This window comes from Agrobacterium sp. 22-223-1 (assembly GCF_053522385.1).
This window is the reverse complement of sequence record NZ_JBNWCN010000002.1, coordinates 45,708-58,919: the sequence shown is the minus strand read 5'-3', so window position 1 is coordinate 58,919 and position 13,212 is coordinate 45,708. Positions and strand designations below refer to the sequence as shown.

At 61.1% G+C, this 13,212-nt stretch carries 14 protein-coding genes; 3 read left to right on the top strand and 11 right to left on the bottom strand.

Annotation, left to right across the window (positions count from 1 at the left end; translation table 11 throughout):
• Positions 1-71: 71 nt before the first annotated feature.
• On the top strand, positions 72-689 hold the full coding sequence (locus ACQZ60_RS12420) for a TetR/AcrR family transcriptional regulator (RefSeq protein WP_080854077.1): 618 nt from the start codon (positions 72-74) through the stop codon (positions 687-689).
• Positions 690-740: 51 nt separating this feature from the next.
• On the opposite strand, the gene ACQZ60_RS12415 is transcribed toward ACQZ60_RS12420, so the two are convergent.
• The 9 genes from ACQZ60_RS12415 to ACQZ60_RS12375 all read right to left on the bottom strand — a co-directional run bounded on the left by ACQZ60_RS12415 (position 741) and on the right by ACQZ60_RS12375 (position 9,661).
• The gene (locus tag ACQZ60_RS12415) at positions 741-1,442 is read right to left on the bottom strand and encodes an ABC transporter ATP-binding protein (RefSeq protein ID WP_448735352.1); all 702 of its coding nucleotides are present in this window, start codon (positions 1,440-1,442) and stop codon (positions 741-743) included.
• Positions 1,442-2,191: an ABC transporter ATP-binding protein gene (locus tag ACQZ60_RS12410; protein ID WP_448735351.1), complete on the bottom strand. Its 750-nt coding sequence runs from the start codon at positions 2,189-2,191 to the stop codon at positions 1,442-1,444. The genes ACQZ60_RS12415 and ACQZ60_RS12410 overlap by 1 nt, the downstream gene beginning before the upstream one ends.
• Positions 2,188-3,198 carry a branched-chain amino acid ABC transporter permease gene (locus tag ACQZ60_RS12405; RefSeq protein WP_448735350.1) on the bottom strand — a complete coding sequence of 337 codons (1,011 nt, stop codon included), beginning with the start codon at positions 3,196-3,198 and terminating at the stop codon, positions 2,188-2,190. The genes ACQZ60_RS12410 and ACQZ60_RS12405 overlap by 4 nt, the downstream gene beginning before the upstream one ends.
• A gap of 4 nt (positions 3,199-3,202) precedes the next feature.
• A complete protein-coding gene (locus ACQZ60_RS12400; RefSeq protein ID WP_196380392.1) occupies positions 3,203-4,117 on the bottom strand; it encodes an ABC transporter permease subunit in 915 nt (304 codons plus the stop codon).
• A 42-nt stretch (positions 4,118-4,159) separates the two neighbouring features.
• Positions 4,160-5,344: an ABC transporter substrate-binding protein gene (locus ACQZ60_RS12395; RefSeq protein WP_448735349.1), complete on the bottom strand. Its 1,185-nt coding sequence runs from the start codon at positions 5,342-5,344 to the stop codon at positions 4,160-4,162.
• A 31-nt stretch (positions 5,345-5,375) separates the two neighbouring features.
• Complete coding sequence (gene maiA / locus ACQZ60_RS12390; RefSeq protein WP_080854072.1) at positions 5,376-6,026, bottom strand: maleylacetoacetate isomerase; 651 nt, start codon at positions 6,024-6,026, stop codon at positions 5,376-5,378.
• Positions 6,023-6,751 (bottom strand): fumarylacetoacetate hydrolase family protein, encoded by a 729-nt coding sequence (locus ACQZ60_RS12385; protein WP_448735348.1) that lies wholly within the window; start codon positions 6,749-6,751, stop codon positions 6,023-6,025. The genes maiA and ACQZ60_RS12385 overlap by 4 nt, the downstream gene beginning before the upstream one ends.
• Positions 6,752-6,839: 88 nt before the next feature.
• Positions 6,840-8,507, bottom strand: coding sequence for a benzoate-CoA ligase family protein (locus ACQZ60_RS12380; RefSeq protein ID WP_448735347.1), 1,668 nt, complete (start codon positions 8,505-8,507; stop codon positions 6,840-6,842).
• Positions 8,508-8,518: 11 nt separating this feature from the next.
• Complete coding sequence (locus tag ACQZ60_RS12375; RefSeq protein ID WP_448735346.1) at positions 8,519-9,661, bottom strand: FAD-dependent monooxygenase; 1,143 nt, start codon at positions 9,659-9,661, stop codon at positions 8,519-8,521.
• Between the two features lie 82 nt (positions 9,662-9,743).
• On the opposite strand from ACQZ60_RS12375, the gene ACQZ60_RS12370 reads away from it, so the two are divergent.
• The gene (locus tag ACQZ60_RS12370) at positions 9,744-10,145 is read left to right on the top strand and encodes an acyl-CoA thioesterase (RefSeq protein WP_448735345.1); all 402 of its coding nucleotides are present in this window, start codon (positions 9,744-9,746) and stop codon (positions 10,143-10,145) included.
• The gene (locus ACQZ60_RS12365) at positions 10,142-10,972 is read left to right on the top strand and encodes an IclR family transcriptional regulator (RefSeq protein WP_174058274.1); all 831 of its coding nucleotides are present in this window, start codon (positions 10,142-10,144) and stop codon (positions 10,970-10,972) included. Before ACQZ60_RS12370 ends, ACQZ60_RS12365 begins: the two co-directional genes overlap by 4 nt.
• A 76-nt stretch (positions 10,973-11,048) precedes the next feature.
• Here ACQZ60_RS12365 and ACQZ60_RS12360 read toward each other — a convergent pair whose 3' ends face one another.
• Together ACQZ60_RS12360 and ACQZ60_RS12355 are read right to left on the bottom strand one after the other, a co-directional pair.
• Positions 11,049-11,834: a maleylpyruvate isomerase family mycothiol-dependent enzyme gene (locus ACQZ60_RS12360; protein ID WP_051671899.1), complete on the bottom strand. Its 786-nt coding sequence runs from the start codon at positions 11,832-11,834 to the stop codon at positions 11,049-11,051.
• A 22-nt stretch (positions 11,835-11,856) separates the two neighbouring features.
• A complete protein-coding gene (locus tag ACQZ60_RS12355; RefSeq protein WP_035263467.1) occupies positions 11,857-12,951 on the bottom strand; it encodes a cupin domain-containing protein in 1,095 nt (364 codons plus the stop codon).
• Between the last annotated feature and the right edge of the window lie 261 nt (positions 12,952-13,212).

The window sequence follows — 13,212 nt, the reverse complement described above, 5'->3', positions numbered from 1 at the left end:
GACGGAGCACAGTGCGAAGATGGCGAATACAAGAGCCCCGCAGGGGCACAACAGGATAGTGGCATCAGGCAATGCAGAAAAAGCGACGCACCCAGGCTGAAAGAAGCGCCGAAACGAAGGAGAAAATCCTGCAGGCGACGATCGACCTGCTCTTCGAACAGGGCAATGCACGGCTGACGACAGCGCTGGTCGATGAGCGGGCTGGCGTCTCGAGCGGCGCGCGGGTGCATCATTATCCCGCCAAGATCGATCTGGTCGTGGCCGCGACCGGTCATACTTACGAGCTTGCCGCACAGCTCGGTCGCCAGCGGGCGCTTTCGGCGCGCAACTCGCCGGAGCCTCTTCGGGAATATGTGAAGGATTGCCTGTCGATCTATTTCGACTGGCCGTTCGTCGCCGCGCTTGAGGTTGTCATCACCGCGCGGACCGACGAGGTGTTGATGGAGCGCCTGCGCCCGGTTCTCGAAAATTTTCACGGCGCCATGAAAGCGACATGGATCGAGACATTCGTGGCGACCGGTTACACACCGTCCGAAGCGGAAGAGGAACTCGCTTTGACGCTCAATCTCATCCGGGGAATGGCCGTCAATAAAATCTGGAAAAGCGGCGATGCGGCCTATGCGCCATTGCTGGATGCCTGGTGTGCGGACCGCGCCGCGCGGCGCAAGACGGCGGCGGCGCTCAAGTGATAATTATGGACCATTCGCATTGAGATGGCCGGAAGCGAACGCCGAAACGGATCAGACGCTCAGATATTGCTTGACCGTTTCTTCCTCGGCACGCAGCTTCTCCGGTGCGCCCGTCCAGACGACACGACCCTTTTCCACCACATAGAACCTGTCGGCGACGCCAAGCAGCCGCTTGATGTGTTTGTCGATGACGACGATGGATTGCCCCAACTCCCGCAGGCGGGCGATGCAGTGCCATATCTGGTCGCGCACGACGGGTGCCAGTCCCTCCGTCGCCTCATCGAGAATAAGCAGCCGTGGATTGGTCATCAGCGCCCGGCCGATTGCCAGCATCTGCTGCTCTCCTCCGGAAAGAAGATTGGCATAGGAGCCGTTTCTCTCGGAAAGCCCCGGAAAAAGCTCGTATAAGCGCTCCACCGTCCAGCATTGCGGCTCCGCCCGGCGGTTGGCGGCCGCCACCTTCAGATTTTCATGCACGGTGAGGTTTGGAAAAACCTGCCGCCCCTCCGGCACCAGACCCAACCCCGTCCGGGCGACGCGGGCGGTCGAAAGGCCATCGAGCCTTTTGCCCTCGAACTCGATCACGCCGTCCCATGCCGGCAGCAGGCCCATCAGCGCCCGCACGGTGGTCGTCTTGCCCATGCCGTTGCGGCCCATGAGGCAAACCACCTCGCCGGCATCGACCTCGAAGGACATGTCGAACAGGATCTGGCTGCGGTCGTAACCGCTCGTCAAATTGCGGACTTTCAGCATCAGGCATCCTCCCCGAGATAGGCTTCCCGGACCCGCGCATCGTTGCGGATGTCTTCGGGCGTTCCAACGGCGACGATCTCGCCGCGCACGAGCACGGTCACCCGGTCGGCCAGTTCGAACACGGCCTCCATGTCATGCTCGACCAGAAGTATGGTGATGAGCCCCTTGAGGCCGGCGAGAAACCGCGTCATCGCCCGGCTTTCCTCCGAGCCCAGCCCGGCCATCGGTTCGTCGAGCAGAACAAGGGCCGGATTGCCGGCAAGCGCGATGGCAAGCTCCAGCATGCGCTGCTCGCCATGGCTGAGATCGGCCACTTTTCGCGACATATCCATGCCGTTCAGGCCGATGAGCGCAAGCATCTGCGCCGCACGCGCCTGCAAATCCGCATTGCGGTCAACCCGACGCCAGAAGCGGAATGCATGGCCATCGCTTGCCAGAAGCGCCAGGATAAGGTTTTCCCCGACGCTGAGGTCTCGAACCAGCGTCGTGATCTGGAACGACCGTGCCATTCCGAGCCTCGCCCGCTCATGCGAGGGGCGGTTGGTGACATCGACGCCGTTGATGAGCACGGCGCCGGATGTCGGCATGATTTCTCCGAAAAGCTGGCTGATCAGCGTCGTCTTGCCCGCCCCGTTGGGACCGATCACCGCATGAAGCTCGCCCTTGGCGAGCGACATGGAGAGATTGCGGGTGGCGTGCAGGCCGCCGAAGAATTTTTGCAGATTGCGAACCTCGAGCACCGCGTTCATGCGCGCCTCCCCGAACAGATGAGACCGACGAGGCCACCCTTGGCGAAAAGCACGACGGCGATCAGGAACAGACCGAACCAGAAGTGCCAGTAGACCGTCAATCCACCGAGAAATTCCTCGATCAGGAGAAAGACCAGCGCCCCGACGACGGGACCGGCGACCGTGGACACGCCGCCGACGATGACCATGAAGATAAGCTCGGCGGAACTTGTCCAGCTCATCGATTCCGGTGTCACGAAACTCGTAAAATTCGCATCGAGGAAACCGGCAAGGCCGCAAATCACGCCGGAGGCGATATAGGCGGCGAGGCGATAGCGATAGGGATCGAACCCGACCGCCCTCACCCGCCGTTCATTGCCCTTCGCCGCCTTCAGGAGCAGGCCGAAATCGGATTGCCGGATACGGGCAAAACCAAGCATCACAAGCGCCAGCACCGCCAGCACCACGTAATAAAGAATGGACCTGTCACCGAGATCGACCACCGTGCCGAAGCTGCTCGGATAATTGATCGTCAGCCCGTCATCGCCGCCGAACTGTCTGAGGCCGATCATGGTGAAATAAACCATCTGCGCGAAGGCGAGCGTGATCATGATGAAATGCACACCGCGCGTTCTAAGCGCGACGAGGCCGGTCAGACAGGCGAAAAGCCCGCTGACGCCCACCGTGACCAGCAACTGGATGACACCGTTATCGATGTCGAAATCGGCGAGGATGCCAACGGAGTAAGCGCCGATGCCGAGAAATGCCGCGTGACCGAGACTGATCAACCCACCGAGGCCAATGATGAAATTGAGGCTGACGGCGGCAATGCCGAGGATCATCGCCCGCAGCAGCACTTCCACCCAGAAGTCGTGGCTGAGCGCCGCAAGCACCGATGGCGCGACGGCAAGAAGCAGGAGCACGGCAATCGCCGTTAGCAGGTCGCGATCCACCGTTCTGCCGGATGCGGTCTCCCGCTTTGAGGCCGGCTGCACGGATGGAGCGATTACCGAAGTGGTTTCTGTCATCACATCACCTGCTTGCTGGCGGGAAGAGGCCCTCGGGCCGGAATATCAACACCAGGGTCATGGTGAGATAGATCAGGATGGAGGCGAGCGACGGACCCGCCGAAGAGGCGACTTCCGGCGGAAACACCGCATTCAGCAGCGACGGCAGATAGGCCCGCCCAAGCGTATCGATCAGCCCGACCCCGAGAGAGGCAATAAAGGCGCCGATAATCGAACCGATGCCGCCGATGATGATCACCACCAGCGCCAATATCACGATCTGGTTGCCCATGCCGATAGAAGCACCGGTGATGGGGGCCACCATGATACCGCCGATGCCGGCCAGAACCGCGCCGATTGCGAACACCAATGCGAAGACCATGCGCGTTTCTATGCCGAGCGCCCGTGCCATTTCCTCATTGGAAGCGGATGCCCGCACCATCATTCCGACCCGCGTGCGGGTGATGACCTGCCAGAGCGCGATAGCCACCAAGGCCGCAACGACGACGATGAACAATCGGTAAGACGGCAGGGTGATGCCGCCAAGCGCGATCTGCCCGCTGAGCCAGGCCGGCAGGGGAACCGACAGTCCTTCCGGTCCCCAGAGATATTTCACCGCCGTATCCGCGCAGAGCACAAGGCCGAATGTCGCCAGAACCTGGTCGAGATGATCGCGCTTGTAGAAGTGCCGGGCAATCAGCCATTCGGCGATGAAACCGGCCGCCAGTGTCGCCGGCAGGGCAATGAGCATGCCGAGCACAAAAGAATCGAGCGCAATGGCGACGGTGGCGCAGATATAGGCGCCGATCATGTAAAAAACGCCATGCGCAAGATTGATGAAGTCCATGATGCCGAAGACCAGTGACAGGCCGGCGGCCAGCAGAAACAGGATCAGCCCGAGCTGAACCCCGTTCAGAAGTTGATTGGCAAACAGGATAATATCCATTTTCTCCTCCCAGAGCCGTACCGCCGAAACGTTGTCTCACCCCTCGTTGCGGCAGGCATCCACATAGGGATCGGTCAGGTCTTTCATTTCGAGACCGTCCGACCTCAGGCTCCAGACACCGTTCGCATCCGGTGCGACTTCAAGGCTGAGATAGCGGTCGATGGGAAAATGATTGCGGGCAAGCTTGTAGCGGCCACGCACGGAGTCGTAGTCGGCCTTGGCGAGCGCCGCACGCACCGCATCGGTCGCGGAAATATCGCCGCCCGCCTGTTCCACCGCCGCTTTGACATAGGGGATCAGATCATAGGCGGCAGCCGCGTAATTCGAAGGCACGCGGTTATATTTCGCCTTGAAATCGGCAACGAAGCGCTGGTTGGCGGGTGTAGCAAGATCCGGCGACCAGTAATCCGCCGAGCTTGTCCCCAGAACCGCATCGATCTTGGCTTCCTGAAGCTTCGGCAGCGCGATCTGGTCCATGGTATAGACGCTGTAAAGCTTGACCTTCTTGCTCAGTCCCGATTGTTCGAACTGGCGCGCGAAAATCGCGGCGCGGCCGGGATAGAAGGCGAAAAGCGCGTCCGCGCCCGATGCCGCGACCTTGGCGAATTCCGCCGAAAAATCGAGCTGGGGATCATCGCCCCATTTGGTGAAATCGCGACCAGCCACTTCCCCGCCAAAGCTGCTTTCCACCCCGGCGGCCATGTCCTTGCCGGCGGTATAGTTGGGCGCCATCACATAAAGCTTCTTCACGCCGCGCTCGTTCATGACTTTGCCGAGCGCAATCGGCACCATGTCGTTCTGGCCGCGCAGCGAAAAGAAATTGGGGCTGCAAAGCTTGCCGGCAAGCTCGGAAGGCCCTGCATTGGTGCTGATCAGAAACTTGCCGGAATCGAGCACCGATTTGCGCGCCGCCATCAGCACATTGGACCAGATGAAACCCGCGACGATATCGACACCGTCCTGGCGCACCAGCTTCTCCGCCTTCTGGCGGCCGAGTTCCGGCTTCAGCCCGTCATCTTCGAAAACGACCTCGATCGGATGGCCGGCGATCTTGCCGCCGGAATGTTCGACCGCGAGCTTGACGGCATCGACCATATCGTTGCCGATGGATGCGGCGGGCGTGGTGAGCGTGGTGATGAAACCGATCTTGATCGGCTCCTGTGCGCCCGCCGTTCCGCTCATGAGCAAGGCGGACAGGGCCGCCGCTGCGATACGTTTCATTGTGTTCTCCCTCCCTGAAAACATAATTTCGTTATTCGTTATCCGGCTGATTGACAGGCGCCGCCTTGCGGAAAGCCTCCAGTTCCGAAAGCGCCTGCCCGATCCTGCCGATATGCGGATAGGCCTCCATATCCACATCGAAACGCCTGTTGTTGACGAGCTGCGCCGCAAGGCAGATATCCGCCAGCGTCACGCTGTCGCCATGGCAGAACCGGCCGGTTTCCGGCTCTGTCGCAAGCCGGCGCTCCAGCGCCGCGAAGGTTTCGACCACCCAATGCCGGAACCACGCGCCCTGCGCTTTTTCGTCGGCGCCAAAATGCTCTTTGAGATAGGCCAGCACCCTGAGATTATTGATCGGATGAATGTCGAGGGCGATCATCTGCGCAAGGCTGCGCACACGCTGACGCCCTTCGGCATCCTTCGGCAGTAAAGCCGGCTCCGGAATTTTCTCCTCCAGAAATTCGATGATTGCGAGCGACTGCGTATAGGTTTCGCCATCGGTCCAGGTGAGCGCCGGCACGAGACCCTGCGGGTTGAGCCTAAGAAAACGGTCGGACCGCTGCTCGCCCTTGCGCAGGTGGAACGCTTCGTAATCATAGTCCACACCCTTGAGCGCCAGCGCGATCCTGACGCGATAGGAGGTGGAGCTTCTGAAATAATTATGCAGGATCGGCCGGTTCATGCGGCCTTCCCCGCGCGCCGGGCGGCGGATGCGGGCTCCACGATCTCGATGGCGATCTCGCCCAGCCCGTCGATACCGCCGGTCACCTTGTCTCCCGGCACAATCGCGCCGACACCCGCAGGCGTTCCCGTCATGATGATATCGCCGCGCTTCAGAGACATGGAGCGCGACAGGATGGAAACGATTTCCGGCACATCCCAGATCAGCTCGGCAATATCGGCTTCCTGCCGGCTAGCACCGTTGACCGCAAGCCAGATCCGCCCCTGCGACGGATGAACCACCTGCGAGGCGCGGCGGAGGGGCGCGATGGGAGCGGAAAGATCGAAGGCCTTGCCCCAATCCCAGGGCCGTCCCTTGTCCCGCGCCGCCAGTTGTAGATCGCGGCGGGTAAGATCGATGCCCACGCCATAACCCCAGACCATATCGAGGGCCGCTTCCTGCGGCACATCCACACAATCCTGACCGATCGCCACGACAAGCTCGATCTCGTAGTGGAAATCCTCGGTCTCCGGCGGATAGGGTATCGTGCTGCCATTATCCACCACGGCGTCCGCCGGCTTGGTGAAAAAGAACGGCGGTTCCCGGTCCGGGTCCTTGCCCATCTCACGGGCATGGGCGGCGTAGTTTCGGCCGACGCAGAATATGCGCCGCACCGGAAAACGGCTCTCGCTGTCATGGATGGCAATGGATGCCGGTGCCGGGGGATCGAATTCGAAATCGCTCATGGGTTTTCCAATCTGTCCTTTATCCGGGTCTGAAAGCCGCAAAAGCGGCGTCAGACCATCTCGTGGTCCTGTCAAGGCCAGCGTGTCCTCAATGGACGCGCTCGGCGCTCAGATCGATTTTCCGCAGGGTCTGCCGATCGATCTTGCCGGTTCCCGTCTTCGGCAATTCCTGGAAGAAAATGACGCTGCGGGGATATTTGTAGGGCAGCAGCGTCTTCTTGACGTGTTGCTTGAGCGTCTCGGCGGCGCTCGCCTCGTCCGCATCCGGCTGCTCGAGAACGACAAAAGCCTGAAGCGTCATCCGCCGGTCGGCCATTTCCACCGCCAGCACCGCGCATTCGCGCACCAGCGGGTGGTCGGCGAGGCAAAGCTCCACTTCCAGCGGATAGACCCACTGGCCCGAAACCTTGACGAACTCATCGGCGCGGCCGAGGAAATAATAGAACCCGTCCGCATCGCGTTTCATGCGGTCGGAGGTGTAGATCCAGCCATCGCCGCGCATGGTTTCAGCGGTTTTGTCGGGTCGGTTCCAGTAAAACGGCGCGTTGGAATCGCCGCGCACCCATAAGACACCGCTTTCGCCATCCGGCACCTCGTTACCGTCGGGATCGCGCAGCGAAATCTCGTAACCCGGCACGCGCAGCCCGGCAGCGCCCGGCCGCCGCATCTCTTTGGTATTCGAAAGATAGATATGCAGCACCTCGGTGGAACCGAGACCTTCGACAATGTCGTGACCCGACAGTGCCCGCCAGGCTTCCGCCACCTCATTGGCCAGCACTTCCGCCGCCGAAAGGCAGAGTTTCAGGCTGGAAAGATCGGCTCCGGCCGCCTCCGGCGCATTGATGAGCGACGTATATAGCGTCGGCAGCCCGAAGAAATGCGTCGGCCGATAGTGCCGGATCGCATCGAAGACCACATCGGCCTTCGGTTGCCCCGGAACGAGAACGCTGGTCGCCCCGACCGAAAAGGGAAAAGTCAGCGAATTGCCGAGACCATAGGCGAAGAAAATCTTCGGAACCGAAAAACAGATATCGTCGGGCGAGATATCCAGAACATGATGCCCGAAGGATTGCGCCGTAAAAGCCATGTCGTGCTGCAGATGGACAATGCCCTTCGGACGCCCGGTGGAACCGGAGGAATATTGCCAGAAGGCCATATCGTCACGCCGTGTCGGCGCCACTTCAAGCTCCGTGCCGGCATCGGCGACGAATGTCTCCGCTTCGACCGCCGGCAACGGGCAATCGGCCGGAACCGGACCGTTGGTGACGACGACCTTTTCCAGCAGCGTATCGGTGCAGGCGACAGTGTCGAAACGGGAGGCGAAAGCGGCATCGACGATGGCGATACGCGCCGAGGAATCCTGCAGATAGAAATTCAAGAGGTCGGGCGGCGTCAGCGTGTTGATGAGCAGCGGCACGAGGCCGGCCCGAAGCGCACCGAACAAAGCCGCCGGACAGGCGGGCGTGTCATCGAGAAACAGCAGCACCCTGTCGCCATGGCCGAGGCCAGCTTCAATCAAGGCATTGCCGAAACGGCAGGCATCGGCGCAGAGTTCGGCATAGCTGCGGGTTCCGGCTGGGCCAATCACGGCCGGATGATCGCCCCGGCCGCGCTCCAGATTATCGAAAAGGATAGCGCTGGCATTGTAGATTTCCGGCACGGAAAAGCCGATTTCGAGACTGCCGGCGGCATTGCGCGGCACGCCGTCTTCTGGCCGCTGCGGCAAGGTTTCATAAAGCTTGGCCTGAACGGTCATATCTTCCTCCTTCAGGCGGCCGGGCGCGGACGCGAGGCGTCGTAGCGCTGCATGAAACGCGGGGACATCGACCGCAGCCGCTCATCGTCGATGCGGCCGGAGCGAGTGATGTAGCTATGGGCGAAATCGACCGGCGAAAGGCGCATATGTTTTGGAACATCCGCATACCAGCCGGCGCTTTCACGCGCGGCCCGCACCAGCTTTTCCACCACCGGCTGCCTCTCGGCCTGATAATGCTCAAGGGCATCGCGAACATCGCCAGGATGCGCCTCGAGCGCCTTTACCAGCGCCAGAACATCCTCGAGCGCCAGCCGGGTGCCGGATCCGATGGAGTAATGCGCGGTGTGCAAGGCGTCACCGATCAACACCATGTTGCGATGCGACCAGCGCCCGTTCCATATCCACGGGAAATTGCGCCAGGTGGACTTGTTGGCGACTAGCCCGTGGCCATCGAGCGTTTCGGCGAAAATCGCCTCGCAGCGCGCCTTGCTGTCTTCGGGGCCGAGCCGATCGAAGCCTGCTTTCAGCCAGCTGGCACGATCGCATTCGACGATGAAGGTGCTCATGGTCGGCGAATAACGATAGTGGTGGGCATTGAAAGCACCGAATTCCGTCTCGACAAAAGTCTGTGTCAGCGTTTCGAAGCGCTTGGTGGTGCCGAACCAGACGAATTTTTCATCGAGATAGGTAAGCGACGTCTGGAAGTCGCCTTCAAAGGCGCGGCGCACCAGCGAATTGACGCCATCGGCGGCAACGATCAGGTCGTAACCATCGAGTTCCGACACCGACTGCACTGTCGTTGAAAACGAAAGCTCCACACCTGCGGCGCACGCCCTTTCCGTCAGCAGTAGGATAAGGTCGAGGCGGCCAATGGCCGAAAACCCGACGCCATCCAGCGCGACACTCTCATCACGATGGACGAGGGTGATATCCGACCAGGTCTCCATGCGGGCCGTAACGAGGTCCGCCGTTTCCGGATCGTCGGTACGCAGGAAATCCATGGCCTTTGCCGAAAACACGACACCGAATCCGAAAGTCGCACCTTCCGGATTGTGCTCGAACACCTTCACGACGTCGGCCGGATGCCGCCTTTTCCACAGACCGGCGAAATAAAGCCCTCCCGGCCCACCGCCGATAACAGCCACCCGCTTCATGCGCATCCTCCCTCACGCAATTGCTTTTCATCAATCTAGCGGATATTACGTATAGTGCAATAGATTTTATGGAGCGCAACGAATGAAAACCTTCGCAACGGAAATCACGGTGGAATGGGGGGATTGCGATGAGGAAGGCATCGTTTTTTATCCGAACTATTTCTATTGGCTGGATTGCACCTTCCAGAGGCTGCTGCGTTCGCAAAATCTGGGGCAACGGCAGAACAGGGCGGAATTCGGCGCGGTGACGCCGCTTGTGGATGTCGGCCTGCAGTTCAAGGCGCCGGCCCGCTATGACGACACGCTTCGCATCGAGGCCACCATCGTGGAATGGCAGGAACGCAGGTTCCGCATCGCCTATCGCATTTTTTCCGGTGAAAAGATCATCGCGGAGGGTTATGAGGTTCGGGCATGGGCAACCATGACGGATAATGGTCTCAAGGGCGCGCCCATATCCGAGGAATTCAGGAGGCGAATGCAATGAGCGGCGAGGACGATGTCGACAACGAGGCTTCGGGCAACGGCAATGCCCGAGGCGGCATTCAGGCTCTCGATGCGGCCCTGACCGTGCTGCATGCGCTTGCCGATTTCGAAGGGCCTGCCGCATTGATCGACATCGCCCGGGCGGTATCCATGCCGTCCAGCAAGGTCCATCGTTATCTCGCCAGTTTCATCCATGCCGGTTTTGTCCGGCAGACCCAGCGATCCGGCCGTTACGAGCTGGGACCGTTTGCGGCTTCTCTCGGCATCGCCGCACTCGGCCGCAGCGATTTCGTCAATCAGGCCGCCGATGCGCTGCCGGACCTCGTGGAACAGACGGGCCTGACGGTGTTGCTCACCGTATGGGGCAGCCAGGGTGCGACCGTGATCCGCTGGTGCCGGGCGCCGAGCCCGATGGTGACATCCTTCGGCCTCGGCAGCAGCCTGCCGCTTCTCACCTCATCGAGCGGCCGGGTCTTTCTCGCCTTTCTACCGCGCCATGTCACCGCCGCCCGGCTTTATCTCGAGGTCGAACGCGCGATGGATGCGGGTCTCTCCTGGCCCGACCTCGATCTTAGCGGCGCAAGCATCGACCGGCTGGCGGAGACAATTCGCGCCGATGGTTTTGCCAGCGTCGACGGCCGCTACGTCCCCGGCCTTCGGGCGGTGGCGGCGCCCGTCATCAACTGGCAGGGCGAGGCGGAAGCCGCCGTTACCCTGATCAGCAACTCCGAGCAGATCCTGTCGGCGGATAATCCGGCCGTGCGCCAGCTGCTTGATTTTACAACAGCCATCTCCAGCCGGCGGCAATGGCCTTCATCGAAGGCCTAAAGCGCGTCGCGTTTAATCTCTTTGTTTTATGCATGTCGTTATCCCGAAACCGCTGCACGCTTTCGGGCGACATGTATTAAGGCTTCTCCGGCCAGAAGGGCGGATCTGCAATTTCGCGGTCGAAAACGAGGCTGCGGCGCGGGCCGCGTCCCGTCAGCCAGCGAAGCAGGTCGGCGGCTGGCCCGCTGACCGTGTTTTTGCCGGAGCCGATGATGGTGGACCCCACCCCGTCCGTCGGCTTCAGCATCAATGAGAACGGCTGGCCGCGCATGTCCAGCGCCTGCGCCGCCTCTCGAAGAAGGCGATCCACCACTTCGGACGGAACATCCAGCAGGGAGGCCCCATTGTCGAGATCGACGGCGCGGAGCCATATTTCCCTAGTCCGCAGCCAGGGTGTCTGAGCGATCTCGACAAGACCGCCATTCAGCGGCTCCACCTGCGCCCGCCACCCCACCTCATCGAGATCGCGCCACTCGACATCCAGATGCACCTGCGAATGTTTGAAAAGATAGCGCAGCGCATGGGCCGGCAGGCTTGCGCCGAAGGCGATATCCTCGTTCTGCGCTTCCGGCTCTTCCAGCATTTCCCCTCGCCGCCCAAGGCGCGCCGCCTCGACCAATCGGGCAAGCGCCCGTGCCTGAAAACCGACATGGGCGATCACGTGTCGCCTGGTCCAGCCGGGAACGAGCGAAGGAAGAGCGAGTTCGCCATCGGAGAGTTCGTTCAGTTTTCTCGCGAAATAAGCGGTCCCCAGCCGTGCATATCGCAATTCGGCGGCCGGCGCCGCAGACGAATCGTAACGGGCGCCAGCCCCCAGACGTTGGCGCAATTCCAAACGGGCATCGGTGAGATCAGAAGACATCGTCCATCCCCTCCCGGTCGCGTCACCGGTCCCGCTCTTCCACATGGGTGCGGGCGAAATGAAGCCGCTCCATGATCGGCGCGTCCGAAAAACGGAAAAGATCGAACTGGCTTTCCGCCCGCAGTGACCATTGCACCCAGGACGGCACGACGAACATATCGCCCTTTTCGAGCCTGTGTTCCTTGCCGTTGAGCACGACGGAGCCCCTGCCATCGAATACCTGAAAAACCGATGAGCCCACCTCGCGCCGGCCGGGCGTGACGGCACCTTCCCGCAGGCGATGAAATTCCGCCCGGATGGTTGGCATGACGTCACCGCCGGTGGTGGGGTTGATGTAGCGCACCGCCGCGTGCCCCGGCCCCATGGTGGCCGGCTGCCCCTCCTCCTCCAGCAGAAGCTGCTCTGTCAGGGCGCGGTCGGTATGTTCCCAGCGATAGGCGCCGATCGGCGAGGATACGGTTGCCGCAAGGCCGGAAAGCGGCCGCAGGCCCGGGTGACACCAGAGCCTTTCGCCGCGCGAAAATTTCGGCGTCGCATAGTCGGTGACGCGGTCCGACCCGAATTCGAAAAAGCCGACATCGTTCTGGTAGGAAAAGGGGATGTCGAGCCCGTCGATCCAGGCCATGGGGTGGTCGGTATCGTTGTGATGGCCATGAAAATGCCAGCCCGGCGTCAGCAGAAAATCACCCCGGCTCATCCGCACCGGGTCGCCATTCACCACGGTCCAGACCCCTTCGCCTTCGACGACGAAGCGGAAGGCATTCTGTGCGTGGCGATGTTCGGGCGCCGTCTCACGCGGGCCGAGATACTGGATCGCGGCCCAGAGCGTGGGACTGATATAGGCCCTGCCGCCAAGACCCGGATTGGCAAGCCCGATCGCCCGCCGCTCCCCGCCACGCCCGACCGGAACGAGATCGCCCGACCGTTTCGCAAGCGGATAGAGCCTGGACCACTTCCAGACATGCGCCACGGCCTTGGGATTGGGCACCACCGGCATCAGGTCGTCTATCTGAGTCCAGAGCGGTTTTAGATGTTCCGCTTCGAAATCCGCATAAAGCTGGCGAAGTTCCGGCGTGTCGTCCGGCACCATCATGTTGCTTTTCGTCTCGCTCTGCACGGTTTCGTTCCTCCCTGTCGTCTTCTGCGGCGGCGCTTCAGGTCGGGAGCATCGCCTCATCCCAGTATAGCCATCGCCCTATCCACTTCTTATTACGTACAGTAAAATATATTGCACTGAATGCAACATCAAAAAGCATTGCACGAAAACCTCCATGGCCAGAACCATGGAGGACCGCGATATCGATCTGTGATTTGGATGGCTTTGCCCGGACCGCGCGAAGAGGCGGACGAGCTTTTACGGCATCGTGCCACGATGCCC